21 protein-coding genes are annotated in these 25,499 nt (G+C 66.7%); 1 reads left to right on the top strand and 20 read right to left on the bottom strand.

Going from position 1 to position 25,499, the window contains the following annotated elements:
- Positions 1-16: 16 nt before the first annotated feature.
- Positions 17-835 carry an MspA family porin gene (locus H7347_RS01370; protein ID WP_152821256.1) on the bottom strand — a complete coding sequence of 273 codons (819 nt, stop codon included), beginning with the start codon at positions 833-835 and terminating at the stop codon, positions 17-19.
- A gap of 407 nt (positions 836-1,242) precedes the next feature.
- The gene (locus H7347_RS01365) at positions 1,243-1,878 is read right to left on the bottom strand and encodes a hypothetical protein (RefSeq protein WP_186337091.1); all 636 of its coding nucleotides are present in this window, start codon (positions 1,876-1,878) and stop codon (positions 1,243-1,245) included.
- 143 nt (positions 1,879-2,021) lie between these two features.
- On the opposite strand from H7347_RS01365, the gene H7347_RS01360 reads away from it, so the two are divergent.
- Positions 2,022-2,954: an asparaginase gene (locus tag H7347_RS01360; protein WP_152820591.1), complete on the top strand. Its 933-nt coding sequence runs from the start codon at positions 2,022-2,024 to the stop codon at positions 2,952-2,954.
- A gap of 17 nt (positions 2,955-2,971) precedes the next feature.
- Here the strand turns inward: H7347_RS01360 and H7347_RS01355 are convergent, their stop codons facing one another.
- The 18 genes from H7347_RS01355 to H7347_RS01270 all read right to left on the bottom strand — a co-directional run bounded on the left by H7347_RS01355 (position 2,972) and on the right by H7347_RS01270 (position 25,370).
- Entirely contained in the window at positions 2,972-4,369 is a 1,398-nt protein-coding gene (locus H7347_RS01355; RefSeq protein ID WP_152820589.1) for a DNA polymerase IV, read from the bottom strand.
- A gap of 58 nt (positions 4,370-4,427) precedes the next feature.
- Complete coding sequence (ileS, locus tag H7347_RS01350; protein WP_152820587.1) at positions 4,428-7,646, bottom strand: isoleucine--tRNA ligase; 3,219 nt, start codon at positions 7,644-7,646, stop codon at positions 4,428-4,430.
- A 199-nt stretch (positions 7,647-7,845) separates the two neighbouring features.
- A complete protein-coding gene (locus H7347_RS01345; protein ID WP_152820584.1) occupies positions 7,846-8,058 on the bottom strand; it encodes a hypothetical protein in 213 nt (70 codons plus the stop codon).
- 96 nt (positions 8,059-8,154) lie between these two features.
- Complete coding sequence (locus tag H7347_RS01340) at positions 8,155-9,057, bottom strand: DivIVA domain-containing protein (protein WP_152820582.1); 903 nt, start codon at positions 9,055-9,057, stop codon at positions 8,155-8,157.
- A 224-nt stretch (positions 9,058-9,281) separates the two neighbouring features.
- A complete protein-coding gene (locus H7347_RS01335; protein ID WP_186337090.1) occupies positions 9,282-9,572 on the bottom strand; it encodes a YggT family protein in 291 nt (96 codons plus the stop codon).
- Positions 9,573-9,601: 29 nt separating this feature from the next.
- The gene (locus H7347_RS01330; RefSeq protein WP_152820578.1) at positions 9,602-10,108 is read right to left on the bottom strand and encodes a cell division protein SepF; all 507 of its coding nucleotides are present in this window, start codon (positions 10,106-10,108) and stop codon (positions 9,602-9,604) included.
- Between the two features lie 62 nt (positions 10,109-10,170).
- A complete protein-coding gene (locus H7347_RS01325; RefSeq protein WP_152820577.1) occupies positions 10,171-10,866 on the bottom strand; it encodes a YggS family pyridoxal phosphate-dependent enzyme in 696 nt (231 codons plus the stop codon).
- Complete coding sequence (gene pgeF, locus H7347_RS01320; protein WP_152820575.1) at positions 10,866-11,600, bottom strand: peptidoglycan editing factor PgeF; 735 nt, start codon at positions 11,598-11,600, stop codon at positions 10,866-10,868. Before pgeF ends, H7347_RS01325 begins: the two co-directional genes overlap by 1 nt.
- An 11-nt stretch (positions 11,601-11,611) precedes the next feature.
- A complete protein-coding gene (gene ftsZ / locus H7347_RS01315; RefSeq protein ID WP_152820572.1) occupies positions 11,612-12,829 on the bottom strand; it encodes a cell division protein FtsZ in 1,218 nt (405 codons plus the stop codon).
- A gap of 145 nt (positions 12,830-12,974) precedes the next feature.
- Complete coding sequence (locus tag H7347_RS01310; RefSeq protein WP_152820570.1) at positions 12,975-13,664, bottom strand: cell division protein FtsQ/DivIB; 690 nt, start codon at positions 13,662-13,664, stop codon at positions 12,975-12,977.
- Positions 13,665-13,673: 9 nt separating this feature from the next.
- Positions 13,674-15,116, bottom strand: coding sequence for a UDP-N-acetylmuramate--L-alanine ligase (gene murC / locus H7347_RS01305; protein ID WP_152821252.1), 1,443 nt, complete (start codon positions 15,114-15,116; stop codon positions 13,674-13,676).
- A 44-nt stretch (positions 15,117-15,160) separates the two neighbouring features.
- Positions 15,161-16,240 (bottom strand): undecaprenyldiphospho-muramoylpentapeptide beta-N-acetylglucosaminyltransferase, encoded by a 1,080-nt coding sequence (murG, locus tag H7347_RS01300; RefSeq protein ID WP_152820568.1) that lies wholly within the window; start codon positions 16,238-16,240, stop codon positions 15,161-15,163.
- 3 nt (positions 16,241-16,243) lie between these two features.
- On the bottom strand, positions 16,244-17,788 hold the full coding sequence (locus H7347_RS01295) for an FtsW/RodA/SpoVE family cell cycle protein (RefSeq protein ID WP_152820566.1): 1,545 nt from the start codon (positions 17,786-17,788) through the stop codon (positions 16,244-16,246).
- Between the two features lie 19 nt (positions 17,789-17,807).
- On the bottom strand, positions 17,808-19,280 hold the full coding sequence (gene murD, locus H7347_RS01290; protein WP_186337089.1) for a UDP-N-acetylmuramoyl-L-alanine--D-glutamate ligase: 1,473 nt from the start codon (positions 19,278-19,280) through the stop codon (positions 17,808-17,810).
- Positions 19,277-20,416, bottom strand: coding sequence for a phospho-N-acetylmuramoyl-pentapeptide-transferase (mraY, locus tag H7347_RS01285; protein WP_186337088.1), 1,140 nt, complete (start codon positions 20,414-20,416; stop codon positions 19,277-19,279). The genes murD and mraY overlap by 4 nt, the downstream gene beginning before the upstream one ends.
- 21 nt (positions 20,417-20,437) lie before the next feature.
- Complete coding sequence (gene murF, locus H7347_RS01280) at positions 20,438-21,931, bottom strand: UDP-N-acetylmuramoyl-tripeptide--D-alanyl-D-alanine ligase (protein WP_152820564.1); 1,494 nt, start codon at positions 21,929-21,931, stop codon at positions 20,438-20,440.
- A gap of 13 nt (positions 21,932-21,944) precedes the next feature.
- Positions 21,945-23,462, bottom strand: coding sequence for a UDP-N-acetylmuramoyl-L-alanyl-D-glutamate--2,6-diaminopimelate ligase (locus H7347_RS01275; RefSeq protein ID WP_152820561.1), 1,518 nt, complete (start codon positions 23,460-23,462; stop codon positions 21,945-21,947).
- A gap of 45 nt (positions 23,463-23,507) precedes the next feature.
- Positions 23,508-25,370: a penicillin-binding protein 2 gene (locus H7347_RS01270; protein WP_152821248.1), complete on the bottom strand. Its 1,863-nt coding sequence runs from the start codon at positions 25,368-25,370 to the stop codon at positions 23,508-23,510.
- Positions 25,371-25,499: the final 129 nt, after the last annotated feature.

The following is a 25,499-nucleotide window of genomic DNA, read 5'->3' as shown; positions in this document are numbered from 1 at the left end:
TATCCCTGCGTGGCACCTACCGAATACGCTGCGCGTCCCCGTAGACACTCACCGCATCCACCGAGGTAGCGGACTTAGCCGAGATGGTCACGTAGGAGCGCACCGTCACCGGGCCAACGCACCCATTGACCTGGAGGTGCGCCCCGGTGAAGCCGCCACCCGCGCGCTGAAAACGCGGATCGACGGGCATAGACACCAGCGCCACATTGGTGACCTTGCCCGGGTGCAGGTGCCCGCGAATCGTAGGGGTGACCTCGGCCTTGGCGTCCGCCCCAAGCTCCCCCTTGGCGGTGGCGTCGCCGCCCGCCTCTAGCTTTCCGGTGGCGTCGCCGCCGATCTCCGGCTTGACCTTGGCGTCCGCGCCTGCGGTCAGCGAGCCGTCGGGAAGCGTCACCTTGACCTCGGGGCCAGCCTCCCCACCAAGGCTCACGCTCGGGCCACCCTCCACGCCACCATTTGCATGCGGACCGCCCTCAATACCCACGGTGCCGTGCGGGGCCACGCCCACCGTCCCGGTCACGTCATAGTCCACCCCTCCGGATACGTCCACCCCGCACCCGATCTGGTAACCGGATTCAAAAACCGCGCCCGAGATCTCCGGATTTCCCTGGCCGTCGATCCATACCCGGCCGGTCACGGTGCCAAAGCTCTCCCCCGTGGTCGCTGAGGAATCGAGCGGCGGGGCCACGTTAATCTTCTCCTCCTCTTTCAGAGCATGAAGCACCCAGCCATCGGCGGTGACCCGCTGCGCGTACCGATCGGGGAGGCTCCTTTCTCCGCCGAAGGGGGCCGCCGGATAGGGCAGAAAATCGATGATCGGTGCCGCCGAGGCCATCGCCCCGAACGGCAGAACACACCCGCACGCAACCATGAGGCTCGCGCTCGCACGTCGCAACATAAAACCATTCTTGAGATCAGAGAATGAAAACTTAAGAAGATCCTGCAATAAGGCTGAACTTACTCTCATCGCAAGCAAAGGGGTAGAGGTTCTTCTCCGCTCAATGTATGGCATCTTTCACATGCGAAACTCCACCACGACGGTCTAAAATGCCACCCCGTCACCGCTCCCATGAAGCAACAGCTCAAGCGCGTCCCGCCAAACCAAGGACCCCGCGATTCAGGCGGGGAGGGACCTTTTACCCTTCACGCTCCTGTACAAAAAGAAGGGCCGCACTCCCCGGTGCGACCCCGCCCCCTCACCCCGATCACACTGTGTTCCCCGCCCGAAACCCCGAGAGAACCTTACCGCGCCGGGTTAACCGGGGTCTCGGGGGCAGGAGCCCCCGGGGCTGCGGGAGGCACCGCCGCGGGAGCCCCCGGAGCCGGAGGAGCAGGGGCATCGGCAGGGGCGGGAGCGTGGGAGGGCATCTGATCCGCGCACATCGCCGGAACCTGGTCCGGCACCACGCGGGTAATCAGGGTACAAGCCCAGTCCCGGGAGAGCTTCCAGGCACCGTTCTCGTACACAAAGGTCACGTTATCGGCCATCTGCTCGGGCTGATCGGGGCGGAGGAACTGCACGCTGGTGAGCACCTCGTTGGCGGCGTATCCGGCCAAAACCGGGTCTACCACCTGGAAGTCCGCGCCAGATTCCTCCTTGGAGCGCGCCATGACCTCAAAGAGCTCCGGGGCGGTTTCCCCGCCCTGCACGGTAGCGATCTTGTCCGCGATCGGCAGGTTGGGATCGGTGGCGGCGGCGAGCACGCGGTTAAGATCGGCGGCGGTGGGCAGCGCGGGGGCAACCTCGGCGGCGGTGGTGGTCGCCGGCACGCTGGAGGCGGCTTCCACCTGACCGTCCTTGTCTTCCCCGGAACAGGCGGCCAGGGTCAGCCCCAAGCTGAGTGCGGCGGTGGCGGCGGCGATCTTTGGCAACTTCACGGTTTCTCCTCGAATAACATCGACGTCTCGCGCAGCACGGCGGAAGACGCGCGAGCGCTAAAAGTTACGACTGAGGAAGATGTTACACCTGTTATTTCTCAGGCCCTACGCGCCCAGCGCACGACGCCTACAATGACGGAATCATGAGCACCCCGCAGACCCTCTCCCTCCTCACCACCGGCGGCACTATCGCCTGCACCACCGACGCCACCGGCGCGCTCATCCCCACCCTCTCCGGTGAAGACGTGGCGGCCCCGCTGCGCACCCGCTTCGATCCCGAACACCTACGCCTGCGGGTGCGCGCACTCGGCCGCCTCGACTCCTCCTCCCTGCGCCTCGACGAGGTCGATTCCCTCGTTTCCGTCGTACACCAGGAACTCCGCGACCCCTCCGTCACCGGGGTGATCGTCACCCACGGCACCGACTCCCTGGAGGAAACCGCCCTGGCCCTCGACTGCTTTCACCGCGACGATCGCCCCGTGATCCTCACCGGGGCCATGCGCCCCAGCGACGCCCCCGCCCCGGACGATCCCGGCAATCTCTTCGCCGCCTGCACCATCGCCCTCGATCCCACCGCGCGCGGCATGGGTACCCTCATCGTCATGGGAAACAAGGTGCTGCCCGCGCGCGGCACGATCAAGGTGGATACCTCCGCCCCGGATGCCTTCGCCTACCTCGGCCCCGCCGAACCCCAGCGCCCCGCTCCCCTCCCGGTGGCACCGCTAACCGGGCATCGGGTGGACATCGTCGCCGCCTATCCCGGCGCGCCCCGCACGCTGATCGATGCCCCCGTGGCCGCCGGGGCGCACGGGCTGGTGATCGAGGCGATGGGGGCCGGGAACGTCGGCACCGATCTGGCGCGCGGGATAGAGGACGCCCTGGATAAAGGGGTGCCGGTGGTGGTGACCACCCGCGCCCATCGCGGGGAGGTGCGCTTTGATTACGGAGGGCCCGGCGGCGGCGCTTCCCTGGGCGCGCGGGGCGCGGTGGGGGCCGGATACCTGCGGGCGGGCCAGGCTCGCATGGCGCTGCTGGTGGCCCTGGCGGCGGGCGTCGATCCCCGGGACGTGCTCTAGCCCAAGGCAATACGGGCTTATTCTTCTTGCTCCGCCTGTTGCGCCAACCAATCCCCCCAGTCCAGGCTGTCCACCGGATCGGCGGGGCGCAGATCCGGGTCGTCCTGGGCGAAGGTGCGGGTACACCCCGCCTCGGTGGTGCGCGTTTCAAAGCGCACTGTGACGATCCCGTGCCCGCTGCCCTGTACCCAACCGTGCCCATACTGGGGGTGATAGACGTCCTCGGTGGCATACCATCCGGCGGGCGGGGCCTCGATGCTCACCGCCTCGGGGCTCGGCTCGGTGCCCGGGATCGCGGCCACCCCCACCTCGTAGTCACTATCGCCCCGTTCCGGGGTGGTCATGGTCTGCTCCAATTCGGGGAAGAGCACGTCCTGGCGCGCGGCCTCCAATCCGGAGTAGCCCACCCCCACCAGGCGGATCGACCCCACCTCCTCGGGGTATCGCGCGAGTCGGCCAGCCGTGGCGCGCAGGGTCTCGGGGTTATCGGTGGCGTAGGGCAGGGTGGTCGAACGCGATTCGATATGAAAGTCTGCCATGCGGAGCTTCACGGTAACGGTGCGCGCCCCACGACCGTCGCGCAGCAGCCGCCGGTGCGCGCCCCGGGCCGCGCGCTCAATAGCCGCATCGACCTCCGCGCGGGTGAGCAGGTCCCTCGGATAGGTGTGCTCGGCGGATATCTGCTTGGCCTCGGCGCGCGGCTGCACCGGGCGATCGTCGTGGCCGCGGGCGAGCTGCCACAGCTGGAGGCCGAGCGTGGAGCCCAGGGTGATCTCCACCTCGCGGCGCGTCATAGCGGCCAAGTCGCCGATGGTCTCCACGCCCACGGCGCGCAACTTGCCCTGCGTCACCGGGCCCGCTCCCCAGAGCTTGCCCACGTCTAGGGGGTGGAGCATGGCGATCTGGCGATCCGCCGGGATGACGCACACGCCATCCGGCTTGGCTTCACCCGAGCCGATCTTGGCGTACTGCTTGCCGGAGCCCGCCCCGATGGAGGAGGGCAGGCCGGTCTCCGCCCGGATGGCCTCACGCAGGCCTTGGCTCCACCGTTCCACCTCCGCCGGGCTCGCGCCCACCAATTCCTCGGGTTCCAGGAATGCCTCGTCCACGGAGAGCTGCTCAATCACCGCCGCGTGGCGGCGCACAATCTGAAACACCCGGCGCGAGGCGGTGGCATAGACCGCGCGACGCGGTTTCACCAGCACGGCGCGATAGCCCACCAGCGCCGCGGCGCGGTGGGTAGGCATGGCGGAGTGCGCCCCAAAGCGGCGGGCCTCGTAGGAGGCCCCGGCCACCACGCCGCGCCCGTCCACTCCCGCCACGAGCACGGGACGACCCCGCAGCGTGGGGCGGGTGAGCTGTTCGCAGGAAGCGTAGAAGGCATCCATATCAATATGAAGAACCCAACGCTGCATACCCGTGAGGATACGGCACCCGCCACCGTTTGTCGATCAGATGTACGAAGGTCGCATGCTAGGCCCCGGGAACCACCACCGTGGCCGTGACCCCCTTGACCACCTCGTGCACCCGACCGGACAGTTCCCCAGCCACAATCTCCAGGGAGGTGGCCAGCACCTCGCCGGCGATGTGGTCGCGATGCCGGGTGACCCACTCTCGCTTGTCCTCCGGCACGGAGAGCACCACCGCGATGCGATCGGAGACCGCCAGGTCCTCCGCCTTGCGGGCGTCCTGGAGGCCGCGGATCACATCCGCCGCCCAGCCCTCGGCCTCGAGCTCCTCGGTGACCTCCATGTCCAGGGATACCAATCCACCCAGGCCGTCGATCCGCGCCGTGGACTCCGGGTGGGCGGCCACCAGGCGCTCGGTGAACTCCTCGGGGGCCAGTTCCACCCCCTCGGCCACCACGCGATCCCCCACGCGCTCGTACTGCCCGGCCTTGACCGCCTTGATCACGCGCTGTACGTCGCGGCCCAGTCGCGGGCCCGCCACCTTGGCATTGACCACCACCTCGAAGCGGCCCACCGCGTCCACGTCGTCACTTAAGATGACCTCCTTGACATTCACCTCGTCGCGGATGATCCCGGCGAAGTCCGCCAGGGAGGCCGAGCCGGGCATGGCCACCGTCAGCGCCGGCAGCGGCAGCCGGTTGCGCAGCTTGTGGGCCTTGCGCACCGAGGAGGCCGCCGAGCACACCCCGCGCACCGCATCCATCGCGGATACCAGGTCCGGGTCCGAGGGGAAGTCCTCGGTGCGCGGATAGTCCGTGAGGTGCACCGAGCGCTGCCCGGTCAGTCCCCGCCAGATCACCTCGCTGGCGTAGGGCAGCAGGGGCGCGGTGACGCGGGTGATGGTCTCGAGCACCGTGAATAGGGTGTTGAAGGCCTCCGGGTGCTCCTCGTCGCCCGCCCAGAAACGCTCGCGGGAGCGACGCACGTACCAGTTGGTCAGCGCGTCGCAGAACCAGCGCACCTGATCGCAGGCGGCGGCGATGTCCGTGGCATCCAGGGCACGCTCCACCCTAGCCACCACGTCGTGCAACTTGGCCAGGATGTACCGATCGAGCACGTCGGGGGAATCCACCGACCACGTCGCGGGGCGGGAAGAATACAGCTGGAGGAAGGAATAGGCGTTCCACAGCGGCAGGAGGGCCTGACGCACCCCCTCCCGGATGCCGCGCTCGGTGACGATGAGGTTACCACCACGCAGGATGGGCGAGCTCATGAGGAACCAGCGCATGGCGTCCGAACCGTCGCGGTCAAAGACCTCGTTCACGTCCGGGTAATTGCCCTTGGACTTGGACATCTTCAGGCCGTCATCGCCCAGCACGATGCCGTGGGCCACCACCTTCTTAAAGGCAGGGCGGTCGAACAGCCCCGTGGAGAGCACGTGCAGGAGGTAGAACCAACCACGGGTCTGCCCGATGTACTCCACGATGAAGTCGGCCGGGGCGTGGGACTCGAACCACTCCTTGTTCTCGAAGGGATAGTGGAACTGGGCAAAGGGCATGGAGCCGGAATCGAACCACACGTCGAGCACGTCCGGTACGCGGCGCATGGTGGACCTACCCGTGGGATCGTCCGGGTTGGGGCGCGTCAGTTCGTCGATGTCGGGGCGGTGCAGCGAGGCCGGGCGCACCCCGAAGTCGCGTTCTAGCTCGTCGAGGGAGCCGTAGACGTCCACGCGCGGGTACTCGTCATCATCGGAGACCCACACCGGGATGGGCGAGCCCCAGTAGCGCGAGCGCGAGATGTTCCAGTCGCGCGCGCCCTCGAGCCACTTGCCGAACTGCCCGTCGCGCACGTGCTCGGGCATCCACTCGATGTCCTCGTGGTTGAGCTCCACCATGCGATCCCGGATCTTCGTCACGGAGACGAACCAGCTGGGCAAAGCCATGTAGATGAGCGGCTCCCCGGAGCGCCAGGAATGGGGGTAGGAGTGCACGATGGTCTGGTGGCGCAACACCCGGCCGGTGGCCTTCAGGTCTCTGATGATGTTCTTGTTGGCGTCAAAGACCAGCTGGCCCTCGTACTCCGGGACCAGGGAGGTGAATGTGCCGTCCATGTCCACCGGAAGCACCATCGGAATATTCTCCGCCTGGCAGGTGTTCATGTCGTCCTCACCGAAGGCCGGGGCCTGGTGAACAATGCCCGTGCCGTCCTCGGTGGTCACGTAGTCCGCGCCCAGGATGCGGAAGGCGCCCTCCTTAGCCTTGTCCGCGAAGTGCGGGAAGATGGGCCGATAGGTCAGCCCCACCAGATCCGCACCGCGGTGGGTACCCAGCACCTCGGCGTCCTCGCCGAGTTCCTTGGCGTAGGCTCCGCGCAGGCTGTCGGCCAGCAGCAGCGTGGCACCCGCGAAGCCCTCAGCGCCCTCCTGGCCCACCCGCACCAGCGCGTAGTCCACCTCCGGATTAACCGCCAGCGCCATGTTGGAGGGCAGCGTCCAGGGGGTGGTGGTCCAGGCGATCGCGGCTGCCTCGCCCAGCTCCGGGTGCTCCGCCAGGGTGGCCTCGCCCGGGCTGCCCGGCTGGGCCCCGGTGATCGGCATGATCACGGTGAGGGTGGGATCCTGGCGCTCCTTGTAGGAATCGTCCAGGCGTGTCTCCTGATTCGACAGCGGGGTGTGCTCCGCCCAGGAATAGGGCAGGACGCGGAAGCCCTGGTAGATCAGGCCCTTATCGTAGAGCTGCTTGAAGGCCCAGATCACGGACTCCATGTAGGAAAGATCCATCGTCTTGTAGCCGTGATCAAAGTCCACCCAGCGCGCCTGCCGGGTGACGTACTGCTTCCATTCCTCCGTGTAGCGCAGTACCGAGGAGGCGCAGTACTCGTTGAACTTGGCCAGGCCCATCGCCTCGATCTCGCCCTTGTCCTTGATGCCGAGCTGTTTTTCCGCCTCCAGCTCGGCGGGCAGGCCGTGGGTGTCCCAACCAAAGACCCGGGGCACGTGGTAACCGCGCATGGTCTTAAAGCGCGGGACGATGTCCTTGACGTACCCCGTGAGCAGGTGCCCATAGTGCGGCAGGCCGTTGGCAAAGGGCGGTCCGTCGTAAAAAACGTACTCCGGGCAACCCTCGCGGCGACGCAACGATTCTTGGAATGTGCCGTCCTGCTGCCAGTAGGCCAACACTTCGCGCTCCATATCGGGGAACCGGGTGGATCCCCCGGTAAGATCGACCCGGGGATACACCGATCCCACCGCGTTCTCCTCGTGTCCGGCGCTTTCTGCCATGCGACCTTGCTCCTTCACTCATCCGTTCCTAGGGTGCAGGGACGCAGACGAGCCGCGCGGTACCACCCTGCTTGCCGAGCGCGTGGGTCGCCACCGCGCGGCCGCTTCATTGATGTAGTGAAGGCGTAACGGGCCTTGGCCGTTCGGTTCTACTAAGCGACGCCGCCGTTCTTCCGAATACTCCCCGGTGATGGCCGGATCAACGCATATGATTCACAGTATAGCGCTCCTGCTTGTCCGTCGAATGCCGCCCCGCAGGATGGCGCTTTGAGCCGACGTCGATCACTAACAGGGCGGCGGCCGCCGCCACGAGGAGGAACATCGCCACCAATCCGAGGGTATAGCCCGTGACAATCACGAGGACGAAGCTCACCAGGGCGAGGGCGGTACAGATCAGGGCGGCGACGAGCATGGGGCCAGTCTATCCCCTTGCACGGGAGTAGCCCGCGCGCGGCGCTGCCCCACCGCGAGGGGTCTTCGCGATGGGGCAGCGCACGAGAAAGCCGATTTAGTTCTCCGCGGAGTTCGTCACCGTGGAACCGCGAGACTCCAGCTCCTCCAGCTGGCTCTGAAGCATGGTCTTGAGGCGAGTGCGGTACTCGCGCTCGAAGGTACGCAGCTCCGCGATGCGCGACTCCAGGGCAGTCTGCTGCTGCTTGACCGTGGACATGATCTCGGAGTGCTTGCGCTCGGCGTCCTGCTTGAGGGCGGCGGCCTTCTCCTCGGCCTGGCGCACCTGGGTCTCGGCGCGGGTGCGCGCAGCGGACAGGGTCTCCTCGGACTTCTTCTCCGCCTCGGCCACCAAGGTACGGGCCTTGCGGTCGGCCTCGCCAAGCTGCTTCTCGGCGGCCTGGCGGGCCTCGTCCAGCATGGACTTGGACTCCATCTGGGCCTCGGTGGTGAGCCGGTCGGCCATCTCCTGGGCCATGCCCAGCACCTTGGCGGCCTGCACGTTCGCGTCGGTGGAGGCCGCGGCCGCAGCGGCCGGAGCCTGCTGCGTGGGGGCGGAGGAGGCGCGGTTCTTGGCCTCGGCGGCCTCCTTCTTCGCGCGCTCGGTCTCCTCGCGGGCGGCCTTGATGTCCGCCTCCGCCTTCTGCGTGGCCTTCTTCGCCTGGGTGAGCTGAGCCTCGTACTCGGACCGCAGCTCGGACTCGATCTCGCGGCGCAGCGCGGACTCGTCCGTGGCCGAGGAAGAAGCGGAGCGGGAGGAGGACGTCCCCGAGGAGGCGGAAGAGGAGCCCTTGAGCTCGTCCACGCGCTGACGCAGATCCTCGTTTTCCTCCTGCAACTGAGCGAGGGTGTCCTCCACCAGGTCGAGGAACTGATCCACCTCGTCCTCGTTGTAACCCCGCTTGCCGATCGGCGGCTTGCTAAAAGCTACGTTGTGCACGTCTGCTGGTGTCAGCGGCATTGGAGATCCCTTCGAGTTCATCCGCCCCGATGGGGCTGGCGTAAGGCCGCTCAAGCCCTACGGTTACGTTCGTTCACTTGCATTGCGGTTCTTCGCAGCCAGTGTAGCTGGTTCCACACTGACACCGAGTATAGTACCTCACGTAATTCTTTAGTTGATCTTGAGCATTTCCGCCAATCAGAATCACATTCCCGCCCTCGGGCGCGAGCGCGAAAAACATGGGGCTACAGGAAGGCCACCTTCACTAGCTCGCCCAGCAGGGAACAGATCAAGAACAACACGATCACCGAGATATCCAGCGCCAGCCCGCCCATGTTCAGCGGCGGGATCACCCGACGCAGGGCCTTCAACGGTGGATCCGTGACCCGGAAGATCGGCTCCGCTACCAGATAGAAGGCGCGCGGCGGACGGAAACTCCGGGAAAAAGACTGGATCATTTCGATCACGATGCGCACCACGAGCAGCAGAATAAAGATCCGCAGCAGGATCAAGAGAACAAGGCCAAGGTCAGTCACGGTCATCTAGCCTAACCGAGGCAGCCCGCTTAGCGCAGGCGAGCGGCAGCTTCAAGCTCCCGAGTGGAAATAGAGGCGCCATCGGGGATAATGGCAAAGACGCGAGGAACCAGCTTCTTCATCTGACCGCGCAAGGCAAAACACAGACCCGAGGCGAAGTCGAGCACTCGCTTGGCCTCATCCAGATCCATGCCGCTGAGGTCAAAGACCACAGCATCGCCGTCACGGAACGGCTCACCGACCTCGGCCGACTGGGTAAAGGAGGTCAGCCGCACCGGAATCACCGACGGCGAGTACGGTGCCGAGGCCACCGCGCGATTCACGCTCCCCCGGCTGACCGGCTCGTGCCGACTGGGGGTGGCACCGCGCTCGCGACCATAATCCGCGCCGTACTCGTAGCCCGGCTCGCGGCGCGGCTGATATGCGGCGCTGCCCTGCGACTCGTAGCGGACATCCTCGCCGTAGTAGGCGTCATCGTGGTAGGCATCCGCCGGCGCCAGGCCAAAGAACTCCTTGGCGTTTTTAATAATCGACATCTCTCACGTCCCCTCTGCTCGCGGCACGCCCGTGGCACCGCGGTGGCTTTTTTGATCGTTCTTCAGGCTAACGGCCGCGCGCCCATGATTCCCGTTCCGACACGCACAATATCCGTCCCCGCCGCAATCGCCTCGCGCATATCCGCGGACATTCCGGCAGACAGCGCAAGGCGCCTTCCCATGCGCTCCTGCTGGCGGATACGCAGGTTCTGCGCGCGGGCAAAAACCTCGGCGGGGTCGGCACCCACGGGCGGCACGCACATGATCCCGGCGGCCCGCAGATGCGCCGCGGCGGCAAGGGCATCGAGGAGCGGGGCTACCTCGACGGCGCCCCCGCGCCGTTCGTCGCCATCGGCGCTCCACTGCACGAAGCAGTCCAGCGGCTGCTCGCGCTCGCCCCGGTCGAGGGCCCTGCCCACCGCGCGATCCAGGGCCGCGACGAGTTTGAGGGAATCCACCGAATGAACGCTGGCCGCCCAGCGCGCCACGGCGTTAGCCTTCTTGGTCTGCACCTGACCGATCATGTGGAATCGCACGCCCGGCACTTCCTCGGCCTTGGCCCGTGCCTCCTGTTCCCGGTTTTCCCCCACCTCGCGCACACCCAACTGCGCAAGCGCCGCGACATCGCTGGCCGGATGGAACTTGGTCACCGGCAGCAGGGCGATCTCCCGCGGATCGCGCCCCGCCGCCTGAGCGGCCCCCGCTATCTGTTCCCGCACCCGTCGAAGGTTGCGGCTCAGCTCCTCGGAGCGATACATCAATCCTCTTTTCTCTCGATCCACACCAACCCGGCCTGGCGACCCGTGCGTCCCTCGCGGCGATGGGAAAAGAACTGTTCATCGGCGATAGTATCGCGGGGATCCACGTCGATCGCCCGCACGCCCACCGCCCGCAGCTGCCCGGCGATCCCCGCACGCAGATCCAAACCCGGTGTTCCAGCCCGCGTGCGGACGTAGGAGCCCGGCACGCGGCCGTCTACGTCCCGCGCCATCGCCTCGGGCACCTCGTAGGATTCCCCCGCGGCCGCCGGCCCCAGCAGCGCATGGATATCGCGGGGATGGGCACCGCAGCCCACCATCGCCTCCACCGCGCGCGGCACGATGCCGTTGCGGGTGCCGAGCCGGCCCGCATGAACCGCAGCAACCACCCCGGCCCTCGCGTCAGAGAGCAGCACCGGAACGCAATCCGCCACCAGCACCGCCAGCACCAGGTTCGGCGCGGTGGTCACCAGCGCGTCCGTGGCCGCCACCGGCTCGTCGGAGGGCCCCTCCACCACCGTCACCGTGTTGGTGTGCAGCTGCTCCATCCACACGAAGCGCCCGGTGGGAACTCCCACCACCCGGGCCAATCGACGCCGGTTGGCCAGCACCACCTGCGGATCGTCCTCCACGTGTAGCGCGAGGTTCAACGAGTCGTAGGGGGCAGGCGAAACCCCGCCCGCGCGGCTGGTCACAACCTTGCGGACGGGGCGGGGTTCATCAATCAGCGGCATACCACCGGAATCTAGCGCAGGAAGTCCGGCACGTCGAGCTCGTCCCCATCGTCCTCGCGGCGACGCCAATCGCGTTCCTCCTCGCGGTGGGTGAATAAACCGCTGCCGCCCTCGCGGCGAGGCGAAGAATCCAGCCGATGCCGCGCGGGAGCTTCCTCATCCCTGTGGCGCTCGCGCTCGGTAAACAAGGAACCGCGCTCGCTCGGCGCAGGAGTGGGCTCCTCCGACGGGGCCTCTGGGGCAGCCGAGGCCTGTTCGCGGGGGGGCTCCGATACCGCATTGGTGGCGGCATCAAAGCCGGTGGCCACGATGGTCACGCGCACCTCATCGCCGAGATTATCGTCGATGATCGTACCCCAGATGAGATTGACGTCCTCGTCTGCCTTGTCCTCCACCATCGAGTTCGCCTCATAGACCTCGTGCAGTCCCAGATCGGAGCCACCGGCCACGGAGAGGAGCACGCCGGTGGCGCCCTCCATCGTGGACTCCAACAAAGGAGAGTTAATAGCCTGCTCGGCGGCGTTCATCACGCGATTATCGCCGCGCGCGGAGCCCACGCCCATGAGCGCGGAGCCGGCATCGGCCATCACGGAGCGCACGTCCGCGAAGTCCACGTTGATCACGCCGGGGGTGGTAATCAGGTTGGTAATACCCTGCACGCCGTTGTGGAGCACCTCATCGGCGGCGCGGAAAGCCTCCATCATGGACAAGGTCGCGTCCCCGAGCTCCATCAGGCGATCGTTGGGGATCACGATGACGGTATCGCAGACCTCCTTGAGCGCGTCAATACCCTCAAGCGCCTGGCGGGTGCGCCGCTTGCCCTCAAATTTGAAAGGACGGGTGACCACGCCGATGGTCAAGGCTCCCATCTTCTTGGCGATGCCCGCCACCACGGGGGCCGCGCCAGTACCGGTGCCACCGCCCTCGCCCGCGGTCACAAACACCATGTCCGCGCCCTTGAGGGATTCCTCGATCTCCGACTTATGATCCTCCGCCGAGGCGCGTCCCACCTCGGGATTAGCTCCGGCACCCAGGCCTCGGGTGGCCTCGCGGCCGATGTCCAGCTTCACATCCGCATCGGAGAACATCAGGGCCTGGGAATCGGTATTGACCGCAATGAACTCAACACCCTTGAGTCCCTCCTCGATCATGCGGTTCACGGCATTAACGCCACCGCCGCCGACGCCGACGACCTTGATGACGGCGAGGTAATTATTCGGAGAGGTCATGAGATGCGGCTCGCCTTTCAGAAGAGTTGAGGGTTCCATACAAATCTACGCTGTCCATCATGAGGGAAAAACCTGCCGGGGTGGCGGACATTTGCCGCGGCGTGTCGGAACCCTCAAGTATGGATTGAAGGTTATGGGGGTGACGTTATCGCACCGTCACCAGGCGCGGATTGGACACGTCCCACCGCTGCCCCTCCCGGGTCAGCACCGTGCGCATGGCCAGCGCCTTATCCCGATAGCCCTCCAAGGAACCCCAGTACACCACGCGGCCGTCGGCAAGGCGAAACTCTATCTCCCACTTACTCGGCACAAAGACCGAGGCCACCTGGGCACGCACCCCGGGGTCCATGGCGCTGACGGCCTCTACCAGGGACTTCATGGTGTCGCGGTCCCCCACGGCCTCGCCTGTGGCTTCCACCGTGCCCTCGGGGGGATCACCGTAGGCGAATGCCTGGCCGTGGCTGTCGATCAGCAACGGCTGATCGCCCTCGCGCCGAAAGAGCACGGGGGTGTGCTCCGTGACCGCGATGCTCACCGTGGCCGGCAGTGAGCGCGAGACCGTCACGCTCTCCACCCACTCCAGCTGCGCCACGGCGGTGGCAGCCGCCTCTTCATCGACGCGCACCAGGTTTTGCCCCTCCGTCACGCCGCTGCTCTCCCGCACCTGTTCCACCGAGAGATGACGATTCCCCGTGACTTCCACCTCGGAGACCATGAACACGGGCTGAGTCCACAGCACCACGGCCACTCCGACGAGCAAGGCGACCACGACCGCCACCGTGATCAGCAGCGCGCGCGGGCGCAGACGTCGCGGAAACCAGCTCACAGAAGCCATGCCGCGACCTCAGCGCCCCAGCTCGTCGAGGATTCGCGCCCCCAAGTGGGTGACGGTTCCCGCCCCCATCGTCAACACCACGTCGCCCGGACGGGCCCAGCCCGCTACCCGGGCGGGTGCGGCCTCAAAGTCAGGCTCCTGCACCGCCACGCCGGGGGCGATATCCCGGGCGATCAACCCGGAATCCACCCCCTCGCGAGGTTGCTCGCGCGCGCCAAAGACGTCGAGCAGCACCACGTGATCCGCGAGGCTCAGGGCCCGGGCAAAGTCACCGGCGAACTCCGCGGTACGCGAATACAGGTGCGGCTGGAATACCACCCCCACGCGTCCCCCCTCACCGGCGGCCTCCTGTGCCTCTCGCGCCGCGCGCAGCACGGCCTCGACCTCAGTGGGGTGATGCGCATAGTCGTCGTACACTTCTACTCCGGCGACCTGTCCTTTGCGTTCGAAGCGACGCCGTACGCCGTCGAAGCTCGATACCCCCTCGGCCAGCGCCTCCGGATCGCCCCCGGCTAGGTATCCGGCGCTGATCGCCGCCGTAGCGTTGAGCGCCATGTGCCGCCCGGGGATTCCCAGCTCTATGCCCACCGGCGTGCCATCCAGGTTCACCCGCACGTGGGTTCCGGAGGCGCTAGCCTCCATCGAGGTCACGGTGGCCAGCATAGTGATCCCGGGGTGTCTGCGCGCGGCCTCGGCGCTGCCGTAACCGCGCACGCTCACCCCGCGCTCCTGCGCCCGCAGGGCCACCTCCACCGCGCGATCGTCCTCCACGCACACCACCAGGTACCCATCCGGGGCGATCCTGGCGGCAAAATCCTCGAATACCCGGAAGTACGCCTCGGCGCTACCGAAGTAATCCAAGTGATCCGGCTCCACGTTGGTCACCACCGCCACTCGGGGGCGGTAGCGCAGGAGGGAGGCATCGGATTCGTCGGCCTCCGCGACGAAGGCCGCGCCGGACCCGTGATGCGCCCCCAAGCCGTCGCGATTGAGCTGCCCACCGATCGCGTAACTGGGATCGAGCCCGGCCTCGCGCATGGCCACCACCGTCATGGAGGTGGTGGAGGTCTTGCCGTGCGTTCCTGCGATGAGCACCTGGTCGCGCCCCTCCATCAGCAGGGCCAGCAGGTCGGAACGCCGGATGACATCGATGCCTCGCTCCCGCGCGGCCATCAGCTCCGGGTTATCCCTGGGAATCGCGGCAAAAGAGGTCACCACCACCGTGGGCGGCTGACCGCTGAGCTCAAGGTTGTCCGCCGCGTGCCCCACCGCGATGGTAGCCCCGGCCTCACGCAGGGACTCCACCACGGCGGAAGCGGAAACGTCCGACCCCGTGACCGTCTTCCCCCGGTCCAGCAGGATCCGGGCCAGCCCGGACATACCCGCGCCTCCGATTCCCACGAGGTGCACCCGATCCATGAGGGCAGTCGAGGCTGTTTCCAGGAAAGTCATAGAAAGAATGTCCTTTCTTCTGCTCATCTAGGGCACGATAACGGTCAATCGAGGGCCGCGGCCACGCGATCGGCAATGACCTCTGCGGCGTTATTCCTCGCCCGCCCGGCGGCGGCGCGACGCATCTTCTGGTGCTCGTGCGGGGTCGAGAGGATGGCGAGTACGTCGCGCGCTAGCTGCTTCCCCTCGAGATCGGCATCCGCGATGGTGCGCGCCGCGCCCGCCTCGATCACGTCCCTGGCGTTGAGCCCCTGCTCCCCATTGCCGTGCGGCAGCGGCACGTAGATGGCGGGAAGATGCGCAGCGGTGACCTCAGCCACCGTCATCGCCCCGGAACGGCACACGATAAGGTCAGCCACCGCGTAGGCGGCGGCCATGTCCGTGATAAACGGCAGCGGCACGTAATGCTTGGAGGCCTGCGGGGCCTCGTTTTTCTTTCCGTAGGCATGCAGCACTTGAATGCCCGCCCCGGTGATCTCGCCCAGGGCACCGGCCAGGGCTTTGTTGAGGCTGGCCGCCCCTTGAGAACCACCCGTCACCAACACGGTGGAGCGATCCGCATCCAGGCCCCACGCCGCGCGAGCCCGCTCGGCGGCCTCGCCCTCGCGATCGCCGGAGAGCGAAGAACGGATGGGAATGCCCACCACGTCTCCCTTCATGCCGGAACCGGCCACGGCATTAAACCCCGTGCCCCCCAGCCGCACCCCCAGCTTATTGGCCAGGCCGGCCTTGGCGTTGGCCTCGTGAACGTAAAAAGGAAGCCCCAGGCTGGCGGCGGCGAGATAGGCCGGGGCCGCCACGTACCCGCCGAACCCCACGAGCGCATCCGCGGAGACTTCGCGCAGGATCTTCTTGGTCTCCTGCACCGCACCGCGTACCCGGAGTGGGAGGCGCATCAGATCGGTATTGAGCTTGCGCGGCACGGGCACCGGCGGGATCATCCTCAGATCGAAACCGCGGGCAGGCACCAGCTCCTTTTCCAAGCCACGCTCGGTTCCCAGCGCCGTGACCCGGATGCCGTGGCGATCCCGCAACGCCTCGGCCACCGCCAAGGCCGGTTCAATGTGGCCCGCCGTGCCGCCACCGGCGACGACCACGGACGGGCTCTGAGATTGCTGCGCCATGTTTTACTTTTTTCTCCTTGTTCGTGGCTGCCGGGGCGAGAGGAATTGCTCCCCGGAAGCGGATCCCCGGGGTCGAGGATTGCGCGTCGAACCCCCATCGTAATCCCGCCGCGGCCGAGCGGAATCGGCAGGGGCACCCGGCCGCTCTGTCGCGCGCATCCCCGGCGCGGTGCGGCGGGGACGACTCGTCACCGGCTGACCGAAGCGCTCCTGGGGATCCTCCCCCGCTCGCCCGCGGCGCGCACCGTGGGGCCGCCGGGATTGCTCCGCGTGCTCCTCTGCCTCCGGCTCGGCGATGAACAACAGCCGATCAAACATCGGGCGACCATAAGATTTCACCGCCGAGACCGCCTCGGGTTCGTGGCGAGCCACGTTGGCCAGCAACCCCATGGAGGTCAGCGTGATGATCGCGGACGTGCCGCCGGCGGAGATCATGGGCAGCTGGATGCCGGTCACCGGCAGCAATCCCACCACATATCCGATGTTAATGAAGGCCTGGGAGACGATGCCCGCCGTGAGCGTGGCCGCCAGGAGGGACTGGTAGTTATCCCGCGCCCGCAGCGCCGTGCGGAAACCAAAAAACCCCAGAATGCCAAAGAGGATGATCACGAGGACGCCGCCCCACAAGCCCAATTCCTCACCGATGATCGCAAAGATGAAGTCGTTGCGCGCCTCCGGCAAGTAGAACCACTTGGCCCTCGATTGGCCCAGGCCCACTCCCCCCACGGCGCCGTCTGCCAGGGAAAGGAAGCCTTGATAGGACTGGAACGCGGTGCCGCGGGTGTCGTCGAAGTGGCCAAAGAACGCATCGAAGTACACGTGCAAGCGGTGCGAACGAAACCCGCCCAGGGTCAGCACGAAAATCATGCCCAGGGCGCCAACGACCAGCGCCGCCACGATCCAGCGATACTCCACCCCCGCAAAGAGGAGTACAAACAGCACCACAATGGCGAAGGAAACCGCCATGCCCAGGTCGCCCTCCGCCATGATGAGGATCGTCAGGATCGCGGCGATACCCGCAAAGAGCGTATAAGGGCTGCGCAGCCCGGAGCTTTCCACCCGGCGATTGGCAAGGAAGTGCGAGCCAAAGATGGCGATGGCGACCTTGGCGAACTCGGAGGGCTGGAGCCGCAGCGGACCCAGCACGATCCAGGACTGGGAGCCCACCTCCTCGCGCCCCGTGCCGATCCCGGGAACCAGCACCGCGATCAGCAGGACCACGGCAAAGAGCAAAATCCCGGTGGACCACCTGCGCACCGTCTGCGGGGGGATCTTGAGGCAGAGCCACAACATCACCAGGCCCGCCGCCACCATGCTGCCCTGGCGCAAGGCGGTACTCCACACCGTGGCACCCTCGATGATCGACCAGGTCATGGAGGAGGACATCACCATCACCAGACCGATGCCGGTGAGCAGGAAGACCGTGATGCGCAGCATCAGATAATCCAAGCCTGGCTGCGCATCCATCGAGCGCTGAAGGCGACGAAGCGCCTGGGCAACTCTGGAGGGCGGCTCGGTGGGGGCCGTCGGCGCGGTGATGGTACTCATGTGGGTTCTCTCCCTCGTCCTAGCTCGACGGTGGTTGATCGGCCCCGTCGAGCGGGGCAGTTCGGTGGGTTTCCTGCTCCCGGGCCGCGGCTCGCAGCGCCGCGGCGGCGAACATGTCTCCGCGCTGCCCCATCCCGGTGTACATGTCGAGCGAGGCCGCCGCCGGCGCGAGAAGCACCGTGTCCCCCGGGCGGGCCACACGCTGCGCGATCTCGCCCACCTGATTCATGGCCTCCCGCGCATCGCGCTCGGCCACGCCGTGTATCTCAACGCCGGGGGCATAGGCGCGTAACGCCTCCTCGATGAGGAGGCGGTCTTGGCCAAGGACGATCGCCGCGCGCATACGGGAACCATACCTACGCACCAGGTCGGTCACGTCCGCTCCCTTGAGCTGGCCACCGGCGACCCACACCACGGATTCCTCGGCGGCCAGGGCCGCCTCGGCAGCGTGGGGATTCGTGGCCTTGGAGTTGTCCACCCAGCGCACCCCGCCGTGCTCGCTCACCACGTGCCCGCGGTGTCCCGCCACGTGGAAATCGCGCAGGGCCTCCGCGATCGCCTCGGGGCCCACGCCCTGGCTGCGGGCGATGGCCGCGGCCGCCAGGGCATCGAGCACCCCAGCGGGTCCTGCGGGCTCGATGCCCTCGACGGGGGCCAGCGCGAGGCCCGCGGTAGCGTCCTGCCTGTCAGAACCGTAGGCGGCGTCGACGAGGTAGCCTTCCACCACCCCCAGCCCCCCGGGAGCAGGTTCGCCTAGCCCGAAGGCAACCACGGCATCGCTCAGCCCCGCGGCCTCCACCAGAGCACGAACCTCGGGGCTCTCCATGCCCGCCACGGCCACGGGGCCGCGCAGCGCCTTGGCCTTGGCCTTGGCGTAGGCCGCATAGGAGCCGTGCCAGTCCAGGTGATCCTCCGCGAGGTTGAGCAGCACCCCGGCATCGGGAATCAGCCGCTGCGACCAGTGCAGTTGGAAGCTCGACAGCTCGGCGACCAGGACGTCCACGCGCTCCGCGCCGTGCGCGACGCCGGGGAGGCACAGCACATCGGCCACGGCGGTGCCGATATTCCCCACGGCCTGCGCGCGGAATCCGCCGCTGCGCATCATGGCGGCCAGCATCGCGGTCGTGGTGGTCTTCCCGTTCGTTCCCGTGACCACCAGCCAGGTGCGCCGGGGGCCAAAGACCTCCGCCTCGTCCAGGCACCAGGCCAGCTCCACGTCACCCAGGACGGGGATCGCGCGGCGCTGCGCCTGCACAAAGAGTTCGGTGTCGGGCCTCCACCCCGGGGAGGTGACCACGAAGCCGTAGTGATCCAAACGAGCGAGGACCTCCTGGGTGCCCAGCGCCCCCTGCGCCTTATCGTCCACCAGGGTGTATTCCACGCCCGCGGCATCCAGCATGCGCGCGGTAGCCTGACCGGAAACCCCGGCGCCGGCGATCAGGGCGGGGCCGCGCAGATACACGGGAATCTTCTTTCGAGCTACCGCGCTCACGCTCCCGCCCCCTCGAGGAGGGCCACCACGGTGTATTCATCGGTGGCACCGATCCACTCACCGTAGAACAACGCCATGCCGACGGCCACGGCCAGGGCTGCGAGGATCCAGAAGCGAATCACCACCGTGGTCTCGGCCCAACCACCGTTTTCAAAGTGGTGATGGATGGGGGCCATGCGGAAGAAGCGCTTGCCCGTGGACTTAAACACGGCCACCTGGATGACCACGGAGGAGACCTCTATCACGAAGAGGATGCCCAAGAGGATCATCAGCAGCTCCGTGTGCGACACCACCGAGAGACCAGCCACCAACCCACCCAGGGCCAAGGAACCGGTATCGCCCATGAAGATCTTGGCCGGGGCGGCGTTCCACCACAAGAATCCCAGGCAGGCGCCCAAACCCGCCGCGGCAATCACCGCCAGATCCAGCGGATCGCGCACCGAATAGCAGCCGGGACCCACGTGCTCGGCGCAGGAATTACGGTATTGCCAGAAGGTAAGCAGCATATACCCTCCCATTACCAGGGAGGTGGTACCCGCCGCCAGGCCGTCCAGGCCATCGGTGAGGTTCACCGCATTGGACCAGGCACTAATCAGGATCACCATGAAAATCACGAAAAACAGCACACCGAGTCCGCCGCCAAGGGCCAGATCCACGGTGGGAATGTCACGGATAAAGGAGAGATTGGTCGAACCCGGGGTCACGCCCTTGTCATCCGGAAATTGCAGGATCAGGATGGCAAACGCGATGCCCAATACGAGCTGCCCCACGAGCTTACCGGTCTTGTTGAGACCGAGATTGCGGGACTTAAAGAGCTTAATGGCGTCGTCGGCAAAGCCAAGAAAACCCAGGCCCAGGGTCAGGGCCACAACCAAGAGTCCGGAGGCGGTAAATCCCCGCGAACCGGTGTCCGTCGCCAAGGCGTAGAACCCGGTCACGGCGTAGCCCGCCACGATGCCGGCGATAATGGCGATGCCGCCCATCGTGGGGGTACCGCGCTTGCGCAGGTGGGATTTGGGGCCGTCCTCCCGGATCTCCTGGCCCAACCCCTCGCTGCTGAAGCGCTTTATAAGGACGGGGGTGGTCACGATGGAGACGAGGAAGCTAACGATTCCTGCGATGATGATGTGGGTCACGGGGATTCCTTCGCCTGCTTGTTACCTAGAAACGTCTCGGGTGGTGTCGTCATGCGCGGTTACCAGGCGCTCGGCTATCCGCCACAGCCCCTGGGAATGGGAGGCCTTGACCAGCACCGCATCCCCGGGTTCGAGGGTGCCTTCCAGCGCCGTCACGGCCTCATCGAGGGTATCCACCTCGGTCGTGTGCACGCCGCCGTGCGCCGCCGCCCGGGCCACAGCCCGGCACGGCTCGCTCGCGCCCACCATGACCAGGGCGGTGATGCGTTGCAGCGCGACCTGCCTGCCGAGCTCTCGATGGGCGGCCAGGGCCTCCTCGCCAAGTTCGCTCATCTCGCCCAGCACCGCGACGGAACGCGCCTTCGGGCGCGCCGCCGCCGTGGAAGCCAGCGCCGCGAGCCCGGCGCGCATGGAGTCCGGGTTGGCATTATAGGTATCGTTGATCACCGTCACCCCATCGGCTCGGGTCTGCACATCCATGCGGTGAGCGGAGGCCGTGACGTGTGCAGAAAGCGCCTCGGCCACCTGCGCTAGCCCCAGTCCGTTTTCCAGCCCCACGGCTGCGGCCGCCAGGGCGTTGGGTACCTGGTGGGCGCCAAAGACCCGGAGGGCCACCCTCGCGTTCTCACCCCGATAATGCAGGTTAAACGAGGCTCGGGCGACATCGTCGAGCTCAACGTCCGTGGCATACAGATCCGATTGTGGGTTGCCCGCGGCGGAAAAAGTACATACCCGCGCGCGGGTTTGCTGGGTCATGGAGAGAACATAGTCGTCATCGGCGTTGAGGACGGCCACCCCCGCGGGTGGCAGCGCCGTCACCAGCTCGCTCTTAGCCTGGGCGATGGTGTCCCGGGAGCCAAACTCGCCCAGGTGCGCGCTGCCCACGTTGAGTTCCACCCCCATGAAGGGCGGGGCGATCCGCACTAGGTGGGCGATGTGCCCGAGTCCGCGCGCGCTCATCTCCGCCACCAGGAACCTCGTCTCCGGCTCGCAGCGCAGCGCCGTGTAGGGGTGTCCAATCTCGTTATTAAAGGAACCGGGGGGCGCCACCGTGGGGCCCAGCCTGCGCAGCACCGAGGCGATCAGATCCTTCGTGGAAGTTTTGCCCGCCGAGCCCGTCACGCCGATGACCCGCAGGCCATGCTCCCGGCCAAGACGATCGACCACGGCGCGGGCCAGCGCGGACATCGCCTCGACCACGGCGGCCGCGGAACCGTCGGTATCGTGGCGAAACAGCTCCGCGTTGCTGTCCGTCTTGCCCCGGGGTGTAACAACGATGGCGGGGACCCCCACCGGCCGCGCGGCCAGGATCGCCACCGCGCCGCGCGCCATTGCGGTACGGGCAAAGTCATGCCCGTCCACCCGGGCGCCGGGCAGCGCCGCAAAGAGCCCACCCGGTGCCACCGTGCGGGAATCAAACTCCACCGAACCCGTCACGAGGGCGTGAGGGTCGGGAGCATCGTGTAGTGTGCCACCGACGATCTCGGCTATCTGTGCTAGTGAAAGCGGTATCATGCCCCTGCCGCCTCTACCTTTCTTTCTCCGCGCCACCGCTTTCTATGGCGCGGCGCAGTTCTTCCCGGTCGTCGAAAGGGTGATTCACGCCGCGAATAAGTTGTCCGTTTTCGTGTCCCTTTCCGGCCACCACGATGGCGTCGCCGGGACGGGCCCATGCCACCAGCGCGGCGATCGCCTCGCGGCGCTGCCCCACCTCCACAATCTCGGGGCGGGGGTCGCGCTCATCGACCGCGCCGCGGGCGCCATCGAGCATGGCGGCGCGAATCGACGCCGGATCCTCGTCGCGGGGGTTGTCGTCCGTGACCACCACGAGGTCCGCGCGCAGCGCCGCCTGTGCCCCCATGATCGGCCGCTTGGAATGATCTCGGTTTCCGCCCGCGCCGATCACGATGCCGACACGCCCCGGCACCTGCGCCCGCAAGGTATCGAGCACCTCCGCCACGGCGGCCGGTTTGTGCGCGTAATCCACCACCGCGAGATAGTCCTGACTCGCGTTCACTCGCTCCATACGTCCCGGCACCGTGACCGTGGCCAAGGCCCGGGTAAACGCTTCGGCGTCCACCCCAGCGGAATGCGCGATCGCCACCGCCAGCGCGGCGTTAGCCACGTTGAAACGCCCCGGTAACGGAAGCCGAACCGTCAGGTCGGTTCCCGCCACGTCCAGCTGAAAGGTCTGGGTTCCTTGTTCCTCGGCACACACATCGTGCGCCCGGACAAGGGCACGCTCGCCGCGGGTGGACACCGTGATGGACCGCGGCCCCGCCACCTGGGCCATGCGCCGGCCCCAGGAATCGTCCACGCACACGACCGCCGCATCCACACGCAGCGGGGAGTCCTCGCGGAATAACAGCGCCTTGGTATCAAAGTAATCCTGCATGGTGGGATGAAAGTCCAGGTGATCCTGGGAAAGGTTGCTAAACGCTCCCACGGCGAAGTGAATGCCCTGTACCCGGCGCAACGCCAGGGCATGGCTGGAGACCTCCATCACCACGTGGGTCACCCCTTCAGCCACCATGCGGGCAAAGAGCGCCTGGAGAACGGGGGCCTCCGGGGTGGTCAGGGAGGTCGGCACCGCACGCCCGTTGATCCTGGTCCCGGTGGTACCAATCAGCCCCACGGAGTAACCCGCGGCCAAGAGCCCGGCCTCCACCAGGTAACTCGTGGTGGTTTTCCCCGAGGTGCCGGTGATCCCCAGGACCGTTAAGCTGCGGCTCGGGTGACCGTAGACCTCCGCGGCGGCATAGCCCAGCACGTCGCGCACGTCTGCCACCGCGATCACCGGCCGGGTTTCCCCGGCCTCCTTGAGAATCTCCACGCCATGCTCGTCGGTGAGGATGGCCCCGGCCTCGGTCTCCTGAGCGAAAGAAGCCCCATGCACCCGCGTTCCGGGCAGAGCGGCAAACAATCCACCCGGCTCCACCGCGGTGGAATCTAGGCTCATGGTGGTAAAGGCGCGCGCCTCATCCGCCGAGCCCATCGCGATCCGCCCCGCGGTCACGCGCACGATCTTCTCAAGCGTCGCTGTCATTGGCTTCCCTCTTTTCGTCTCTTGCTCTTCTTCATCGTCACAGTTCTATCCCGCTTGAAGGGTCAGTAGGCCCTCCATCGGCGCCGAGGTGGGCACGTTGTCTCGGTCCATGAGCCAGGAGGCCACGTCGCGGAACACGGGGGCGGCCGATTGCCCGCCTTGCCCGCCCGGCTCGACCCCGCGATCGGGATCATCCAGCATCACGGCGATGACGTAGCGTGGGTTATCCGCCGGGGCCACACCAGCGAAAGTAATCCAGAAATCGCTCATGGAATACGCCCCGGTATTGGGATCCACCTGCTGCGCGGTGCCGGTCTTGCCGGAGGTTTGGTACCCCTCGATCGCGGCACCCGGTCCGGTACCCGACTGCACCCCGGTGGGGTCAGACTGGGTCACGGCCCGGAACATATCCACCACCGTGCGCGCGGTCTCCGGTCGTACCACCCGGGTTCGCTTGGGTTCCGGCAGCTCCTCCTGACTTCCATCGGGGTTAGTCACGGACTTAATGATGCGCGGCTCCACTCGCTCACCACCGTTGGCCAGGGCCTGATACACGCTGGCCATTTGCAGCGTGGTCCAGGACATGCCCTGTCCGATGGGCAGGTTGGCAAAGGTGCCCCCCGACCACTGCTCGGGCGAGGGTAGCAGGCCGGCGGATTCGTTGGGCAGCTCCACCCCTGTGCTTTGCCCGATGCCGAACTTCTCCAGGTATTGCGCGAATTTTTCTTCGCCCAGGCGCTGGGCGAGCATAAGCGTGCCCACGTTGGAGGACTTACCAAAAATGCCCGTGGTGGTGTATGGCACCGTTCCGTGCGACCAAGCGTCGTTGACGGTCACCCCGGCCATGCTGATGGCTCCGGGCACCTGCAGCACCTCGTCCGGGGTGGTGAGCCCCTCCTCGATCACCCCGGCCGCGGTGATGATCTTGGCCACCGAGCCCGGCTCGTAGGGAGCACTAATAGAGGGGTTATCGAAGTCCTTGCCGCGCTCTAATTGCTTCTCGATGTCCCCGTTGGGGTCAATGGTGCCGGTATTGGCCATGGCCACGACCTCACCCGTGTGCGCGTCCAGAACCACCGCCTCGGCGTCCTTGGCCCCGGAATGGGCGCGGGCTTGGTCCACCTTTTGCTGGAGGTAATTCTGGACATCCACGTCCACGGTCAGGCGCACATCCTTACCGTCGATGGCCGGAACCTGGTCGCGCAGGGTTCCCGGTATCACCTGCCCGTCCGTAGAGACGTCTTCTGTCATGCGCCCGTTGATCCCGGACAGCAGGGCATCCCCGGAGGCCTCAAAGCCAAACTGCCCCTGGCCATCCATCGAGACCTTGCCGAGGATGTTCTCCCCCACCGCACCGTTGGGGTATTGGCGGATGTCTTGGTGATCGGCGGCGACTCCGTGGAACGTCTCGGCGATCTGCGCCGCCACGTCGGGGTCCACGTTGCGCACCAAAACTTCGTAATGGCTATCGGCCCGCAGCTTCTTCTCAATGTCGGTGGCGGACACATCGTCGGTGGAGGCACCGGAATCCTTCATCATCTGCGGAATGCGCTGCGCCATCTCCGTCAAGGTGGCATCTACCTGTTCGTTCAGGTAGGTCTCGCTTTCCTGCGGTGGCACGGTTGCCTCCGTGCGCAATTCCAGTTCCTTTTGCTCCCGTAATTCTTTGCGCAGCAGATCGGGGGACACCGTCAGCGAGCGCGCCTGCATGGTGTAGGACATTTCTCGGCCGTCGCGGTCCGTGATAGCGCCCCGGCGCGCGGGCTCCACATAGATGCGGGCTCGCTGTTCCTCGGCCTTGGCTGACAGCTCCGGGCCCCACACCACCTGTACCCAGGCCAAACGAACGGCCAGCACAAGCACCGAGACCAAGAGAAACACCAGCACCACGCCGAGGCGTTGGCGCATCACCTGCTGCTGAGTGCGCGGCACGGGGCGAGGGTGCGCATCGCCGGATCCCGGGCGATACGAGGCCCCGGCAGGATACCGGGACGCCGCCGGGGTACGGCGATCACGAGGGCGATTCACTTCCCGATG

The organism is Corynebacterium sp. zg-331 (genome assembly GCF_014267345.1).
In the GTDB taxonomy this organism is placed as follows: domain Bacteria; phylum Actinomycetota; class Actinomycetes; order Mycobacteriales; family Mycobacteriaceae; genus Corynebacterium.
This window is presented reverse-complemented; position numbering and strand designations above follow the sequence as displayed.